This is a genomic window from Cupriavidus sp. BIS7 (assembly GCF_000292345.1).
Classification (GTDB): Bacteria; Pseudomonadota; Gammaproteobacteria; order Burkholderiales; family Burkholderiaceae; genus Cupriavidus.
This window is the reverse complement of sequence record NZ_ALOU01000061.1, coordinates 37,802-53,881: the sequence shown is the minus strand read 5'-3', so window position 1 is coordinate 53,881 and position 16,080 is coordinate 37,802. Positions and strand designations below refer to the sequence as shown.

Genomic DNA, 16,080 nt, shown 5'->3' with positions numbered 1-16,080 from the left:
CGCACAGGGCAAATGCCTTGAATGTTGCGTCGCCTGATCATAGGCAGATGTGCATCAGCACGCCGATGTCGCTCTCGCTGCGATTGAACTCGGGAGATTCGCGGACGTTCGGGGGCAGGGCTGCGAAACCAATGGGCATGAACCCGAGCCGCGCGAAGTATTGCGAGGCGGTCTTCGTTTGCAGAACAATGGATTCGACACCCTGTTGCCGGCCGTCAGCGACAACTGCGGATAGCAACAGCTCGCCCAGCCCCGCTGACCTTGCGCGTTGTGCAACGGCAAGTGCCCGAAGCACGCCTGTCGTATCGTATTGCTCTACACCCGCGCAACCAAGCAGCCCAGCGTTATCGCGGACGATGAGGTAATGCGCAATGTGTTCGTGTATCCCCTCGATAGACAGGGAGGAAGCATGCAAAAGTGCTTCGATATCGGGCCAGTCATTCTCGGTTGCACGGTGCGGACGCATAAGGCACTCCTTCGAGCAAGTGCGTCCTTTTATGCTACGTTTGCTTGCGCTGTTTCGCCCGTAGGGATTGCTCTTAGGTAGAGTTGCTAACGTCCTTGGGCCGTGGCCGCCCTGGGCCGGAACATCTCAACTCCATACGAGCGTGACTTCCTGCTGCAGGTGCCCAGGCAGGATGTAGTCGCCATGCTCGATGGCGAGCGTCTCCAGCTCGCACAGGTTCTCCTCGGACAGTGCTGTCAGGTCAAACCGGCAGTAGAGGTAGCGCTGTCGAAAAGTGCACTTTTCGCTTCGTAGTCCTCGGGCGAGGGCCTCCGCAGATACAACAGAGACATGTTCGACGGTCCTGTACTGCACATCGACGCCACATTGCTGCCCAAGGCGCCCGAGCTCGAGGGCATCCTCCCAGGCGGTCTCATAATCCAGGTCGACCGTACTGTCGATGCGGGCACTGATGTGCTCAACTGCGCTGGCGCGATTGTGTGCAACGTAAACGCTCATTGGGGGTTTCCCGATGGAGTTGACGCGATGAAATATAAGCAAGAATGGGGTTTACGCGCAAGATGTCTCCTGGCGCGGCGATCATCCTTGGCCCTTGCGTATGCCGGGCCATTGACAACAACATGACTCGCAAGGTGTGATAGCGGCACGCCGGCATGTGCTGGATCAATTGCTGCAAGCGGGTCACCCCGGGCAGTCCGCTCGGCGACGCAGGCAGTCCGGCTACAGTACGCGGCGGTGCCGCCGCACTTCAAGCGCTGAGGGAACCATGCAGGGCTTTGTCTACCAGTCGGCGCCTTCGCGCGTCGTGTTCGGCGCGGGCGTGCTGGCGCAGTTGCCTGACGAGGTAATGCGGCTTGGCGCCCGGCGGGCGCTGGTGCTGACTACGCCAGAACGGCGCGGTTTGGGCGAGCGCGTGGCCCGCCTGCTCGGCGAACGTGCCGCCGGCGTCTATGCCCAGGCGGTGATGCACGTGCCGATCGACGTTGCCCGGGCAGCGCGCGAAGAGGCGACGCGGCTCGGCGCGGATTGTTACGTGGCTGTCGGCGGAGGTTCCACCATCGGGCTTGGGAAGGCCATCGCGCTGGAATCCGCGCAGCCTATCATCGCCGTGCCCACGACTTATGCGGGGTCGGAAGTCACACCGATCTACGGCCTGACCGAAGGGCGGCTCAAGAAGACCGGGCGGGATGCGCGCGTGCTGCCGCGCACGGTGCTCTACGATCCGGAACTCACCTTGACGCTGCCCGTCGATATCTCCGCCGCTTCCGGCATGAATGCCATGGCACACGCCGTAGAGGCGTTGTACGCGCAGGATGCGAATCCGGTCATCAGCCTGATGGCAGAAGAATCCATTCGCGCGCTCGCGCAGGCTTTGCCGGATGTTGTGCGCCACCCCGACAACATCACGGCACGCGGCCAGGCGCTGTATGGCGCGTGGCTTGCCGGCGTATGCCTGGGCCACGTTGGCATGGCGCTGCACCACAAGATCTGCCATACGCTGGGCGGCACCTTCAATCTTCCGCATGCGCAAGCGCACGCCGTGATGCTGCCGCACACCGCGCACTACAACCACGCCGCCGCGCCGCTGGCACTACAACGCGTGGCGCGGGCGCTGGGCGGGGAGCAGGCGAGCGATGCGGGGCCCTTGCTGCACCGCCTCAACCAGACGCTTGGCATTCCAGCAGGCCTGTCGGCCATCGGCATGCCCGAGGCCGGTCTGGAGGAGGCCGCCACGCTGGCCTGCGCCAACCCGTACGACAATCCGGCGCCGGTGGAACGTGCGCCGATCCTTGCGCTGCTTGAACGTGCGTGGCGTGGCGAGGCCCCGGCCTGAGCCGCTCCCGCACTGCAAATAACAAAGGAGGACCGCCATGGAGACAAACCACATCGCTGCCGAGGCCGCCATCACCGATCAGGTGATCGAGTGTCTCGCCAATACGCCCGACGCGCGCCTGAAGACGCTGATGCAGGCACTGGTGCGACACCTGCACGCCTACGTGCGCGAGGTCGAGCCGACCGAGGAAGAATGGTTCGCCGCGATCCAGTTCCTGACCGATACCGGCAAGATGTGCGACGGCCTGGTGCGGCAGGAATTCATCCTGCTGTCCGATACGCTGGGCGTATCGATGCTTGTCGATGCGATCAACCACCGCCTGGCCACCGGCGCCACGGATACCACCGTGTTCGGGCCGTTCTACATCGCCGGCATGCCGGAGCGCGGATGCGGCGAGAACATGGCTGAAACCCCGGGCACGCCCGCGCTGGTGCATGGCCACGTCCGCTCCACCGACGGCACGCCTGTGGCTGGTGCCGTGCTCGACGTCTGGCAGGCCGCCGAAAACGGCATGTACTCCGGCCAGGACACGGCCCAGCACGCCGCCAACCTGCGTGGCCGCTATCGCACCGATGCGGACGGCTACTACGCCATCCGCACCATCGTGCCGGTCAGCTACCCGGTCCCGACCGATGGCCCCGTCGGGCGCATGCTGAATGCCACCGACCGCCACGCATGGCGGCCCGCACATCTGCATTTCATGATCGATGCGCCCGCTCACCGCAAGCTGGTGACGCATCTGTTCAACCAGGGCGATCCGTATCTCGATTCGGATGCAGTGTTCGGTGTCAAGCCATCGCTGCAGGTCCCCTACGAGGAGCGCCCGGCCGGTCATGCACTGGCCAGCCGGTTTGGCTTCGACGGCCCGTTCCGCGAAGCACGTTACGACTTCGTGCTCGCGCCACGGTAGCAGGGGGCCTTTCCACCTGTTGGCCTGCGTGCAGCACCTGCAGGTGTGCCGAAACGAATCTGGCGCCTCCTGGCTAACGGAACAATTCGGCGTAGGACAGGATGCCGCGGCCAATGCCGCCGGCAACCAGCACCGTTCCGTCCGGCAGCAGCGTTGCCGTGTGCTGCTCCCGCGCCTGCTCAAGGCTGCCGGTCTGCGTCCACGTCCCGCTCGCCGGATCGAACAGTTCGCTGAAGATTCTGCGCCGTCACGCTGCCGGCACTGTTGCTGGCCGTAATCGTGAATACCGTCGGCAGCAATTCCGCTGTCGGCGTGCCGCTGATTTCACCGGTCAGTGTGTTCAGGCTCAAGCCTGCCGGCAAGGCAGGTGATATCGAGAACTGCGTGGCTTCGACGAGGCCGGCTGGAGACCCCAACTGGGGGTTGATGGTGGGGGGGCGCCGCCTCCCCGTTGCCGCCACCACCGCAGCCTGCCACCATGACCGCCAGGGCTACGGGCAGGATCGCCAGCCAGCGCAGGATCGACATGTCGGACTCCGGCCCGTTCCTAGTTCTGACTAGGATAGGACACAGGGTGACGGCGCGTTGAGGAAACTGGGGAGGGACAACAATGGCCATCCGTACCACGCGCGACGCGCTGTCGCGCATTTTCTATCAGCGGTGTTTCTGGCTGTTTGTCGTGCTGCTGACGCTCATCGGCGCGGTGTCGTTTGTCTCGGCGAGCGACAGCGGCCGCCTTCTCCTGAACGTCGTCAACATGTTCCTGCTCATCGCGACAGTGGCGGCGGTTGGCCGCACGACGCTGTCGTTCGTGATGGCGCTGCTGCTGGCCATACCGGCCATGTGGTTCCAGTACCGCGGCCTGTGGTACGACGATGACAGGAGCCTCGCGGTATCGTGGATGTTCAGCGCCGCGCTTTACTTCATTTCCACTGCCTATCTGCTTCGCTACGTTTTCCAGCCGAGGATCATGACGCCGGACAAGCTCTTTGGCGCAGCTTCGGCGTACCTGCTGATTGGCGTCCTGTGGGCATACATCTATGCCACGATCGGATTCTTCTATCCGCAGTCGTACATGGTCGTCGGGCAGCCGGGCCGGCTTGTCTACGCTGACGCGCTTTACTTCAGCATCACCGTGCTCACAAGCACCGGTTTCGGCGACATAACGCCTCTTACGCGCCAGGCTCGCGGCATGTGCATGGTGGAACAGATCACCGGCAGCCTGTTCGTCGCGATCCTGATCGCCCGTCTGGCTGGCGTTTACCCGCCCAGAGAGAGTTATGTCGACGACAAAACCGGGGATGGCGGATGATCGGTTGCCTATACTTGGCTGCGAGGACGATTGGAACGAAGTGGAGGAAGCAGCGCGCCGCGCGACTGGCACATCCGACCTGTCGAGCGAAGGCGCGCTGGCCTGAGCCAGACAAAGGAACCTGAGCATGAGCCCGTCGCCCAACCTGACAACACGCTTCGTCTCCACCGGCAGCCTGCCCGGGTCGGACGAAATCCGCTCATTGGTGGAGACGGCCTATGAGAACTTCCGCGAGGAAGCAGGCGGCAAACTGGCCGACTACATCCCAGCCCTGGCACAGGCCGAACCGTCTGCCTTCGGCATCTGCGTTGCCAACACGCACGGCGACGCGTTCATGGTCGGTGACGCGGCTCAGCTTTTCTCGATCCAGAGCGTGTCCAAGCCCTTTGTGTTCGCGCTGATATGCGATGCACTCGGTCCGGCCGAGGCAGCAGCGCGGTTGGGGGTAGACGCCACCGGGTTGCCGTTCAACTCGATCATGGCGATGGAGTTGCGTGCCGACGGCACCAGCAATCCCCTGGTCAATGCCGGCGCCATCGCCGCGACCAGCCTGGTTCCCGGCACTGGCGCGGAGGACCGCTGGCACCTTGTTCGTCAGGGTCTGTCACGCTTCGCGGGGCGCGAACTGGAGTGCGACGAGCGCGTGTACGAGTCCGAGGCAGCCACCAACCAGCGCAACGTCGGATTGGCGCACCTGCTGCGCGGGCACGACAGGCTCTACTGCGATCCGGATGAAGCCGTAGATGTCTATACGCGCCAATGCTCGCTGTTGGTCAGCTCGCGCGATCTCGCATTCATGGGCGCAACCCTGGCCGGCGGCGGTGTCCAACCGCTCACCGGCGAGCAGGTTGTGAGCGCCGCGACCTGCCAGCGAGTGCTGGCGGTCATGGCAACGGCAGGCCTGTACGAACGCTCCGGGACCTGGCTCTATGATGTGGGCCTGCCTGGCAAAAGCGGTGTGAGCGGCGGCATGCTCACGATCGCCCCCGGCAAGGGCGCAGTGGCGACCTTCTCTCCGCCACTGGACGCCGCCGGCAACAGCGTGCGCGGGCAGCTTGTCATGCGCTTCCTGTCGGAGCGCCTGGGCCTGAACCTGTTCATCTCTGCGCCGGCCGCGCACCAGTAATTTGCCGGACGATTACCAGAAGCCCAGCACCTTCCACCAGACACCGCCAACCACGGCAAAGACGATCAGTTCGAACACGCACATCACCGCGCCAACGCGCCACCACTGTCCCATCGTCACGTAGCCGCTGCCGAAGATGATTGGCGAAGTGCCGGTGGCGTAGTGGGTCAGCGTCATCATGATCGCAGAGCCAGCTGCCATCATCAGCATGAACGGTGGGACATAGGACGGCGGGATCAGGTGCGCGCCCACCGTCAGAAACGCCAGCATCATGGCGCTGATGTGGGCGGTGGTGCTTGCGAACAGATAGTGGGAGAACACAAAGGCCAGCACCAGCACGGTGGCGATCTCCAGCCAGCCCATTCCGCTAGCAGCGATTGCGTCGCGCATGTCGGCGGAGAACCAGGCGATGACACCCAGCTTGTTGAGCTGCTCGGCGAGCATCACTAGCGCGCCGAACCAGATCAGCGTGTCCCACGCGCTTTTTTCGGACAACACGTCGTCCCAGTCGATCGTGCCGGTGATGATCAGCGCGAACAGGCCGAGGAAGGCGACCACGGTTGGGTCGAGCGTGAACGCCGGGCCGAAGATCATCGCCGGGATGTTTGCCCACAGCACGAGCATCACGCCAAAGACGATCATCATCACGCGTTCCTTGCCGCTCAGGGGCCCCATGCGGTCAAGCTCGGCGCGGGCGTAATCGATGGCGTTGGGCGTTGCCTTCAGTTCGGGCGGCTGAAGCAGGTAGATGATCAGCGGCATCAGCAGCAGGCAGAGCAGGCCGGGAACCAGCATGCACAGCGCCCAGGTGGTCCAGCTAAGGGACAGCGCCTTGCCACTGGCCTTGGCGATATAGTCGACGACCAGCGGGTTGGGCGCGGTGGCGGTTATGAACATCGCCGAAGTGATCGGGTTTGCGTGGTAGTTGACCAGAGCCAGATAGGTGCCGACCTTGCCCTGAGTTCCCTTGGCTGGATCGGAGTCGAACGCACCGGCGATCGAGCGCATGATCGGATGCACGATGCCGCCACCGCGTGCGGTGTTGCTGGGCGTGAAGGGCGCAAGCACCAGTTCGCAGATCGCCAGACCGTAACCGATGCCCATCGTGCGCTTGCCCAGCAGGGAAATGAAGATCAGACCGATACGGCTGCCCAGCCCAGTCTTCTTCAGGCCGCGCGAAATCAGGATGGCCACCACGATGAGCCAGATCAGCGGATTGGAAAAGCTGCTGAGCGCATCGGCAATCGCGCCTTTGGACGTACCGGAGGTGACCTGCGCAAGCGACACGATGACGATTGCCATCATCGCCATGACGCCAATCGGCATCACCTTGAGGATAATTGCCAGGATCGTCGTCAGGAAGATTGCGACCAGATCCCAGGCATTCGGGTTCAGCCCTTCAGGTGTGGGGCTTAGCAGCAGCGCGAAGAGAACGACTGTGCAGATGATGGCGGGGGTCAGCCGGAATGGCACGACTGACATGAAGTAGCGATATGTTGCTGCGATCTGAGCAAGCATTGGTCGGATCTCCATACTTGAGAAAATAGGTGGTGGATACAGATAAAACCTCAGGCCGATGACTGTGAAGCGTCTTGTACCGGGCCTGGAACTTCTGTATTGGGCGCCTAGGCCATCAGCAGCGCCTCGTATTCCTCCCGAAACTGGTGAATGGAGCTTTCCACCACTGTCACCGCTCCATCGATAAGCCCGCAACGCCCGCTGCCCGGGAGGATGCGGCACAAGTTCTCCAGCGATTCCAGATCCGAGTGCACACCGCGGCCGGTGTCGATCCGGTTGAGTATTCGCATCAGCTGGAAGGTTCCGCCCTTGCAAGGCGGGCACTGCCCGCACGAGCCCTGGGCGAAGAAGCTCACGTACTCGGCAACTTTGCGGACGATGCTGGTGCCCTCCGACACGACGATCATGGCTCCCGTTCCCAGGCGCGAACGCCGCAGACGTACCGAGTCGAAGTCGAGCGCCACATCGAGATCGCGCTTTGTCAGCAAGGTGTTGGACGGGCCGCCTGTAAAGACGGCCTTGAACTCCTTGCCCTGAAGCATGCCCCCGCCGTAACCGAAAACCAGGGATTCAAGACTTGTGCCCATCGGAAGTTCATAAAGGCCAGGATGCAAGATATCACCCGAGAGCGAGTAAAGCTTTGATCCTGCTGCACCACCAACGCCAAGATCGCGATACCACTGCGCACCATGACGCAGGATTCCCGGTACATGGGCCAATGTCTCGACGTTGTTGACGATGGTCGGCGCGCCATGCACACCTTGCTCGGCCGGGAAGGGGGGCTTGCGCCGTGGAAACGGAAAGCCGCCTTCGACGCTTGCAATCACGGCCGTTTCCTCACCGCCGATATACAGCCCTGAACTCGGCACGACGCGAAGCGTAACCGTGCTGCCGAGGTATTGCCCGACCGCAGCGAAGAGCGGGTGCCCCTGCCATTGCAGCACTGCCTGCCGGGTCGCCGCGATGGCGGACGCCTGGTGCGGGTTTACATACAGGATGACGTGGTTGGCGCGGGTAGCCACCGCCGCAATGAGCGCACCCTCGATGACCTGATGCGGAGTGTGCTCCAGCAGAAAACGATCCTTGAACGTGCCAGGCTCATCTTCGTTGCCATTGCAGATGATGTACTTGTCGCCATCCGGTGCTGCAGCCACGGGCATCCATTTGCGATGCGTCGCGAAGCCGGCGCCGCCCATCCCGCGCAGGTCCGCCTGCGCGATCTCGCCAATGACCGCCAAGGGATCTTTCAATGCCCTGGCAAGCCCCTCTCCGCCACCGCGCGCAAGCCAGGCATCCAGGTCCGCACCAACGCGGATGTCCTGCTTCAGAAGAACCTGGTTCAGCTTGTCCATGGATCGCTCCGCGTGGCGCTCATCGCATACCGCCGACTGTCCGGCCTCGCCCGCTCGCGCGCAACCCGGCATCGGTGCGAAGATCGAAATGCGCGTAGCTTGGAAAGAGAGCAGGGGCCTTGTGGTGCAGCGGCAGACCGGCCAGCATCAACTCCCGCTGCCATGCGTGCACGTGTCCGATCCCGGCGCGGCTGGTCAGAATGCCGCGGCCCGAATCCGCTGCGCTGGCGCCGGCACGACGGCCCATGCTCAGGATGTCGAGCAACGCGTTCCCCATCAGCCGGTTTCTTCCGTGAATGCCGCCGGTGACTTCGCCCACGCAGTACAGGCCAGGCACATTCGTCGCGCCGTGCGTGTCGATCGCAACCCCGCCGTTCTGGTAATGAAGCGTCGGGTAGACGAGGAATGGGTCGTGTGCAGCGTCGTGACCGCACTTGTGCGCGAGATGGGTCAGCGTGACCAGGCGCTTGGCGAGAATGCCGGGGTTCTGCATTTCTAGCGTCGGCGTGTCAAGGAATACGCCGACCTGGCCCTCGCGTTCGATACCGCGCCCCATTGCGCATTCACGCAGGATCGCCGAGGCGACGACATCCCGGGGCTGGAGTTCGTCCACGAAACGTTCGCCCTCGCCGTTGATCAGCGTGGCGCCGGCGGAACGCGCGGCTTCCGAGATCAGTCCGCCAGCAAGGTGGGACGGGTAGGCGATGCCGGTGGGGTGGTACTGGAACGAGTCGAGTTCGCGCAATCGCGCGCCGAGCCGATAGGCGAGTACAAGGCCGTCTGCCGTAGCGCCGTAATGGTTGGATGTCGGGAAATCGTTCAGATGCATGCGCCCGGCGCCGCCAGTCGCCAGGATCACGGCACGCGCGCGCACCAGCACGAAGGTGCGCCACTCGAGGTTGTAGATCACGGCCCCCGCGCAGCGCCCCCGCTCGTCCGACAGCAGTTCGACGGCCGGGCAGCGGTTCCATACCGCAATGCCGGGCTCCAGGTCCACAGCTTCGCGTAGCACGCGCATCATCTCCAGCCCGGTGTAGTCCCGATACGAGAGGATGCGCGCGGCCGAGGCGCCACCGGGCTTCTTGCGCAACAGGTTGCCGCCGAGCGATCTGTTCTCATCCTCCTGGTCAAACATCATGCCGAGCTGGATTAGCCAGCGAATCACGTCGGGGCCATCCATCACCATCTGCGCCACGAGTTGCGGATCGCCACAGAAATGCCCGGCGCGCAGCGTGTCCTCGAAGTGCAACTGGGGGCTGTCATCTTCGCCAATCGCGGCCTGGATGCCCCCTTCAGCCATCACCGTATTGCTGTCACCCAGACGCAGCTTGGTGGCCAGGATGACCTGCGCCCCTTGCTTTGCCGCCGTCAACGCCGCCGCGCAACCGCCGCCGCCGCCGCCAATGACCAGCAAGTCGGTTGTCATGAGCTGGGCGCCGGCGATGTCGACGTCGTCGATCAACGCATTCGCCTGGAGATGGCGCGCAAGATCAGGCTGGCAGGGGTCGCCGCGGTTCACCCCAACCGAGAGCGCCACGCGTGCATTGGGACCGTGGTCAGGGTGATAGTTCTTGAGGAGCGCGTCGACAGCCATATCATCGTCGCGCAAGGTGGGCGGGACACCAGGCCTGTAGCGCTTGAGCGCCTCTTCGTAGGGGATGCCGGCGGGCATGGTCGCTTGTCTCCGTCAGCGCGGCGCTCGCGCGCCCGGTGCGTCGAAGTCGATCTTCATTTCGCCGCTCTCGATTTGCTGCAGTCGCCGCATGAGATTTGCCGGCCGCTGCGAGTACGACCCGATCATGCGCCGCACGAACAGGCCGAGGTGGTTTGGCCGGATGTGCTCGGGGCAGGCCAGCGTGCACAGGTTGCACATGACGCATTCGTCAAACACGTGACTCGACTGTGACAGGTTGCCTTCCACCGCAAGGTTCACACCGCGCTGGACATCCAGGCCTTTCGGGCAGGCGCGGTCGCAGCCGCTGCAGTGGCGGCAGTGCGACGCTTCCGGAAAGATCTCGGAGATCGTGCGCAGCGCGTCCCAGCTATCGCCAATGGCATCCATTCGATACACATGGCGTTCCGGCTCCGTGAAGTAATCGAGGAAGGCGACCTGCATCCCGTCTTCGACCAGCGTCTCGCAGGCCAGCGCCGTCCTGACCTCCTGCTCGCCATGGCGTCGCACAATTACGCGGCATGAGCCGCACACCCCCTGGCCCATGCAGCCGACACCTTCGACCAGCGTCTCTCCCGCATGCACGAAGGCCTGAAGGATGGAGCAGTTGGCGGGTGCCTCGATCGGGCGTCCTTCGATGCTTAGTCTGACCATCACGCAATCTCGTATCGAGAGGTTGACGGCGCGCTGGCGCAGCCGCCGAGAAAGTCATATTCAACTTAGCATAGTGGAGGTTCTTGCAAAGGGGGCAATAAAAGCAATGCTGAAGGCGCTCGCATCTGTCGCCGCGGCAAATGCTTCAGTCGTGGACGATGCCGTCGATCTTCTCGTGTGGTGTAGTCGGCAGCCAAGCGGTCTGCGGCGGATGCGGGGGAATTGGTCGCTGTTCCGCTGCCGTCAATGTTGAAGCCCCGTGAGACCGATGGTCTTTGGGCTGACTTCGCTGAAATGGATCGCGGCGGTATGTTCGTCCTCAGCACCCATTTGCACTGTCAGCTTTTGGCTTGCTGAATCTAACTTGTTCGTACCACCTATTAGAGGGGTAAGGCGTCGTCTTGTATTTAGTATTTATCGTTAATGCATCAATTTGGCTTGCTGAATCTGACGACATTTATTGGTGGTTCACTTATGTTGTTCGTACCACCAATTAGAGGGGTAAGTCGTTGTCTCGTATCTAGTATTTATATTTATTGTATCAATATTGTTGCAAACAAATCGGTTTGCACCTAGTATCGCGGTCTGTCGAAGCGGGTATGGCCTTCAAGGCTCGGATCGTTCAGGGGGCTTGAGGGGAATAGGGAAGGTGCTGCTCGGACAATCCAGCCTAGGCAGGATTGTTGTGCAGATAGAGAAAGCGATTGGAAAATTGCAGGCCTATATGGTGGGCGGATCGCTTGTGCTCACGCTCTCAAGCCTGATGCTCTCCGTCTCCAGTCTTCGTGGCTTCCGGCTGCAATGCTCGCGTCCAGGGCCGACCTGATCCAGCGGAGTCGCAACGCCCGTGCGGCGAAGTATCGCAATCAGTGAAGCTGCACCATCGGTGCCCACAAAAACTCCTAAAAACGAACAATGAACCGGGCATCGGTCCGCACCGACTTTTCCGTAGCATTCTCCGTCTGGCAGGCGCTATTCCTGCGGGAGGCGAACGGTCGCCTGGCAGCGGGCCGTTCGGCGTGGTTGTGGATCCTGCTTGAACCGGCGGCGCACATCGTTTTCCTGATGGTGGTGATCGGCGTGCTGCGACACCACGTGGTTCAGGGTGCCAATATCGAGGTGTTCGTGCTGGTTGGTGTGTGGAGTTTCTTCCTGGTCCGGAATATCGCGCAGCGTGGCATGGATGCAATCCAGGCAAATGCGGCGCTCTTTTCCTACCGGCAAGTGCGGCCCGTTGACACCGTGCTGGTTCGCGCTGCAGTGGAGGCATTCCTATACGTAATCGTCGGCGCCATTCTGCTGGCTGCGCTGGCCCTGTTCGACATCGACATACGTCCGTCCAATCCTCTGCTGGTCATCGGGGCCGGTGTTCTGCTTTGGACGTTCGGCTTGGGCCTGGGCTTGGTTCTGTCTGTGGTCGAAACACTGCTGCCGGAAGTGGGCAAGATCGCTCGATTGCTCTTCACGCCGCTCTATTTCCTCTCCGCGGTCATGTACTCGGTGGCAAATCTGCCGCAAGGGGGCCTTCGCACGACGGTGCTGGCCAATCCGATCACGCATGGCGTGGAAGCGATGCGCATCGGGTGGTTTGCCGCCTATCACGGAGAAACGCAGATCAGCCTGGGATACCTGAGCTTTTGTGCGTTGTTGGCGATGTTCCTGGGGCTGGCCTTGCACGTGCGCTATGCGACAAAGCTGACGGCGCAATGATCGAGATCTCGGACATTCACAAGCGCTATCGCACTGCGCATGGTTCGAAGTGGGTGCTCAAAGGTGTGTCGCTCAACATTGCGCGGCACAGCCGGGTGGCGTTGATAGGCGCCAACGGTGCGGGCAAATCCACGCTGTTGCGTCTCGTGGGCGGCATCGATCAGCCGAACGGCGGAAGGATCGTGCGTCGTTGCCGCGTCTCCTGGCCGCTTGGATTGAGCGGTGGATTCCAGGGTTCGCTCAGCGGACGGCAGAACACCAAGTTCGTTTGCCGCATTCACGGAGTTGGCGAAGGGCTGAACGAGAAGCTTGAGTTTGTGCGCGAGTTCTCTGAACTCAATGACGCCTTCGATGACCCGGTGAAGACCTATTCGTCGGGCATGCGATCGAGATTGGCATTTGCGCTGTCTCTCGCATTCGACTTCGATACCTATCTGGTCGACGAACTGACTGCCGTGGGCGATGCGGCGTTCAAGCGCAAGTCTCAGAAGGCGTTTGAGGACCTTGCCGGACGAGCGGGCCTGGTCATGGTTTCGCACAGCGAATCCACATTGAAGAATTTCTGCCAATCGGCGGTCTGGTTGCATCAGGGCCGCGCGCATTGGTTTGATTCGGTCGAGGAGGCCCTGCGGGAGTACAGGGGAAGTATTTCGGGATGATGAAGATGATTACGTCGGGCGCGATTGGCCAGGTAGGCCGCTTCACGCGCCTGAACCGCATTTGGCAAGCGGCATTGGTTGCCTGCCTGTTGGCGGTTGTGTACTGGGGGGTGATTGCTTCGGACCGCTACGTGTCGGAAGCGCGCGTCGTGGTGGAACGCAGCGATGGCGTGGGCGCCAGCGCCGCCGATTTCACGTCGCTGTTGACCGGTACGTCCTCCGCACCACAGGATCTGCTGCTGCTGCGCGAATACCTGCTCTCCGTGGACATGCTCAAGAAGCTGGACGCGCGTCTGGGCCTGCGCAAGCACTACGCGGACAGGTACCGCGATCCATTGTCGAGGCTTTGGTTCGAGGATGCTTCGCTTGAGCGTTTTCATGATTACTACCTTAAACGCGTGAGCGTCGATTACGATGACTTCGCGCGCGTTCTCGTGATTCGGGTCGAGGGATTCAGCGCCGACATGGCTCACGACATCGCCCAGGAACTCGTTTCCGAAGGCGAGCGCTTCATGAACGAGATGACCCACCGCATCGCCAGCGAGCAGGTGGTCTATATCGAGAAACAGGTACACGCCCAGGGTGAACGCCTGAAGGCGGCCCGCCAGGCGCTGGTGGCTTACCAGAATGCCAATGGCATGGTTTCCCCGCGTGGGGAGGTGGAAAGCCTCTCCAGCGTGGTGGCCAGCGCGGAGGCAACGCTCGCCGAGTTGAACGTCAAGCGCAATTCCCTCAAGGAAGTCTATACGGCGCAGTCGCCGACCATCCAGCAACTGGATGCGCAGATTGCTGCCGTTGAACGGCAGATTGCCGAGCAGCACGGCCGGATGGTGTCAGCCAAGGGGCGCGGCCTTAACCGCGTGGTCGAGGAGCACGATCGGCTGCAGGCCGCCGCCGAGTTTGCCTTCGACATCTACAAGACGGCCATCGGCGCCCTGGAAAAGGCGCGCATCGAAGCGACCCGCAAACTGAAGAACGTTGCCGTGGTGCAGAGTCCGACCCGACCGGAGTATCCGCTTCAGCCGCGCCGGATTTACAACATCGTGGTGTTCGTCCTGGCGACCTCGATGCTGGCAGGTGTGCTGCAACTGCTCAGTGCCATCATCCGCGACCACCGAGACTGAAATGCTCAGAAGATTCATCGCCGCTGGCGCGGTTGCCGCCAGCTTTGCAGTAGTGTCGGTGCACGCACAAACCTCGTCGCGCTCTCCTGCCATTGGGCAAATGGAGTACGCAGCCCTGGCTGCGCAAGGAGGCACGTTGTTGACGGGGGCACCCGTCAATCCGGCTGTGCCGAACGTGGCGCCGGTCCTTCCCGCCCGCGTCGATACGCCGATGCCGGACACCGCACCGCAGAACAATGACTACACGGCCAACATGGCGAGCGACGCCTTTGGCGCGCAACTGTTCACGGGGGCATTCAGCCGGGATAGCTCCGCGCTCTTCAATCCGAGTCATGTGATCTCGGTGGGGGACCGCATTCAGTTGCGCATGTGGAACGGCTACAACCTTGACACCGTGCTGGTGGTGGACGCCGGCGGCAATATCCTGCTGCCAGAGGTTGGTCCCTTTCATGTTCAAGGCACCACCAACGGCAATCTCCAGACCGCTGTCGGCAATGCATTGCGTCGCGCATTCGCCAGCAAGGTGTCGATCTATGCGAGCCTGTTGGCCGCGCAACCGGTGCGCGTGTATGTGACCGGCGCCGTACGTCGTCCCGGCATGTATGACGGTACTTCGAGCGACAGCGTGCTGCGCTACCTCGATCAGGCGGGCGGTATCGATCCGGACCGTGGATCGTTCCTGGACGTGGCGATCAAGCGCGGTAATCAGACGCTGGATGTCGTGAACCTCTACGATTTCCTGCTCAAGGGAGATCTCACCGCCAGGCAGCTCAACAACGGTGATGTGATCTTCGTTCAGGCGCGCAAGAAGACTGTCAAGGTGAGCGGTCTGGCCGAGAACGCCAAGCGCTTCGAATTCCTTGGCGACACCGCCCGCCTGGACCAATTCGTGCGGCTGGCCAGGCCGCTGCCTTCGGCCACCAACGTCCGCGTGGTTCGCAATACTGGGACGGTCAAGAACGTCGAGTACTTCCCGATCTCCGAAGGTCACCAGATCACGCTGCACGACGGCGACGAAATCGACTTCACCGCCGACAAGCGCCCCGGCACCATCACCGTACGCGTCGAGGGCGAGCACGCCGGTCCGCAAGAATTCGTGTTGCCCTATGGCAGCCGAATGGGGCAGCTGCTCAAACAGGTGCAGTTCACGCCGGAATCCGATACCGCAAGCATTCAACTGTTCCGTTTGAGTGTGAAGGATCGTCAGCAGGCGTTGCTGGCCACCACCCTGAAAAGCCTGGAATCGAGCGTGTTGACCGCGCGCTCGGGCACGGCCGAAGAAGCCCAGTTACGCAAGGAAGAGGCTGCATTGGTGCTGCAGTGGGTGGAGCGCGCAAAGAAGATCGAGGCCTCCGGCCAGACCCTGATCTCGAAATCCGCCGCGCGCGACGACCTGCTGCTCGAAAACGGCGATGTCCTGCGCGTACCGGTCAAGGACGGCCTGGTGCTCGTGAGCGGGGAAGTCCTATTCCCGAATGCCATCGCGTTCGACAGGCGCATGGAACTGGACGAACTGATCCAGCAGGCCGGCGGCTTCTCACAGAACGCCGATACGTCTCGAATCATCATCGCCCACCGCGACGGCAGTTTCTCGGATGGGAAGAAGGACGGCACGGTTTATCCGGGCGACGAGATCATGGTCTTGCCGAAGATCGATTTCAAGACACGTCAGTTCGCGAAGGACGTGTTCCAGATTCTTTATCAGATCGCGATTAGTGCGAAGGTTGTGTTGGGGCTATAAGT

At 62.2% G+C, this 16,080-nt stretch carries 15 protein-coding genes; 8 read left to right on the top strand and 7 right to left on the bottom strand.

The features are described 5' to 3' along the window. Positions 1-37: 37 nt before the first annotated feature. Entirely contained in the window at positions 38-466 is a 429-nt protein-coding gene (locus tag B552_RS0120510) for a GNAT family N-acetyltransferase (protein WP_019450933.1), read from the bottom strand. Between the two features lie 126 nt (positions 467-592). Continuing rightward, positions 593-964, bottom strand: coding sequence for a hypothetical protein (locus B552_RS0120505; RefSeq protein ID WP_019450932.1), 372 nt, complete (start codon positions 962-964; stop codon positions 593-595). Positions 965-1,232: 268 nt separating this feature from the next. Between B552_RS0120505 and B552_RS0120500 the strand changes: the two genes are divergently transcribed. After that, positions 1,233-2,300 carry a maleylacetate reductase gene (locus B552_RS0120500; protein WP_019450931.1) on the top strand — a complete coding sequence of 356 codons (1,068 nt, stop codon included), beginning with the start codon at positions 1,233-1,235 and terminating at the stop codon, positions 2,298-2,300. Positions 2,301-2,337: 37 nt separating this feature from the next. After that, positions 2,338-3,210: an intradiol ring-cleavage dioxygenase gene (locus B552_RS0120495; RefSeq protein WP_019450930.1), complete on the top strand. Its 873-nt coding sequence runs from the start codon at positions 2,338-2,340 to the stop codon at positions 3,208-3,210. A 179-nt stretch (positions 3,211-3,389) separates the two neighbouring features. Here the strand turns inward: B552_RS0120495 and B552_RS28590 are convergent, their stop codons facing one another. Continuing rightward, a complete protein-coding gene (locus B552_RS28590) occupies positions 3,390-3,671 on the bottom strand; it encodes an Ig domain-containing protein (protein WP_237718300.1) in 282 nt (93 codons plus the stop codon). A 149-nt stretch (positions 3,672-3,820) separates the two neighbouring features. Here B552_RS28590 and B552_RS0120490 point away from each other — a divergent pair, with 149 nt between their 5' ends. Beyond that, positions 3,821-4,522, top strand: coding sequence for a potassium channel family protein (locus B552_RS0120490; protein ID WP_019450928.1), 702 nt, complete (start codon positions 3,821-3,823; stop codon positions 4,520-4,522). 127 nt (positions 4,523-4,649) lie between these two features. After that, the gene (gene glsA / locus B552_RS0120485) at positions 4,650-5,648 is read left to right on the top strand and encodes a glutaminase A (RefSeq protein ID WP_019450927.1); all 999 of its coding nucleotides are present in this window, start codon (positions 4,650-4,652) and stop codon (positions 5,646-5,648) included. A gap of 12 nt (positions 5,649-5,660) precedes the next feature. Here the strand turns inward: glsA and B552_RS0120480 are convergent, their stop codons facing one another. From B552_RS0120480 to B552_RS0120465, 4 genes are all read right to left on the bottom strand, one after another. Continuing rightward, a complete protein-coding gene (locus tag B552_RS0120480) occupies positions 5,661-7,166 on the bottom strand; it encodes a DASS family sodium-coupled anion symporter (RefSeq protein ID WP_019450926.1) in 1,506 nt (501 codons plus the stop codon). A gap of 107 nt (positions 7,167-7,273) precedes the next feature. Then, positions 7,274-8,518, bottom strand: a complete 1,245-nt coding sequence (locus B552_RS0120475) for an NADH-ubiquinone oxidoreductase-F iron-sulfur binding region domain-containing protein (protein ID WP_019450925.1) — start codon at positions 8,516-8,518, stop codon at positions 7,274-7,276. Between the two features lie 19 nt (positions 8,519-8,537). After that, positions 8,538-10,190 carry an FAD-binding protein gene (locus B552_RS0120470; RefSeq protein WP_019450924.1) on the bottom strand — a complete coding sequence of 551 codons (1,653 nt, stop codon included), beginning with the start codon at positions 10,188-10,190 and terminating at the stop codon, positions 8,538-8,540. 15 nt (positions 10,191-10,205) lie between these two features. Further along, the gene (locus B552_RS0120465) at positions 10,206-10,844 is read right to left on the bottom strand and encodes a 2Fe-2S iron-sulfur cluster-binding protein (RefSeq protein ID WP_019450923.1); all 639 of its coding nucleotides are present in this window, start codon (positions 10,842-10,844) and stop codon (positions 10,206-10,208) included. A gap of 915 nt (positions 10,845-11,759) precedes the next feature. Here B552_RS0120465 and B552_RS0120460 point away from each other — a divergent pair. Genes B552_RS0120460 through B552_RS0120445 form a run of 4 tightly spaced genes read left to right on the top strand, consistent with a single transcriptional unit; the run spans position 11,760 to position 16,078 of the window. Then, the gene (locus B552_RS0120460; protein ID WP_019450922.1) at positions 11,760-12,554 is read left to right on the top strand and encodes an ABC transporter permease; all 795 of its coding nucleotides are present in this window, start codon (positions 11,760-11,762) and stop codon (positions 12,552-12,554) included. After that, entirely contained in the window at positions 12,551-13,213 is a 663-nt protein-coding gene (locus tag B552_RS0120455) for an ABC transporter ATP-binding protein (RefSeq protein WP_019450921.1), read from the top strand. Before B552_RS0120460 ends, B552_RS0120455 begins: the two co-directional genes overlap by 4 nt. Further along, positions 13,210-14,337 carry a chain-length determining protein gene (locus tag B552_RS0120450; protein ID WP_026035873.1) on the top strand — a complete coding sequence of 376 codons (1,128 nt, stop codon included), beginning with the start codon at positions 13,210-13,212 and terminating at the stop codon, positions 14,335-14,337. The genes B552_RS0120455 and B552_RS0120450 overlap by 4 nt, the downstream gene beginning before the upstream one ends. Before the next feature lies 1 nt (position 14,338). Then, positions 14,339-16,078: an SLBB domain-containing protein gene (locus tag B552_RS0120445; protein WP_019450919.1), complete on the top strand. Its 1,740-nt coding sequence runs from the start codon at positions 14,339-14,341 to the stop codon at positions 16,076-16,078. Positions 16,079-16,080: the final 2 nt, after the last annotated feature.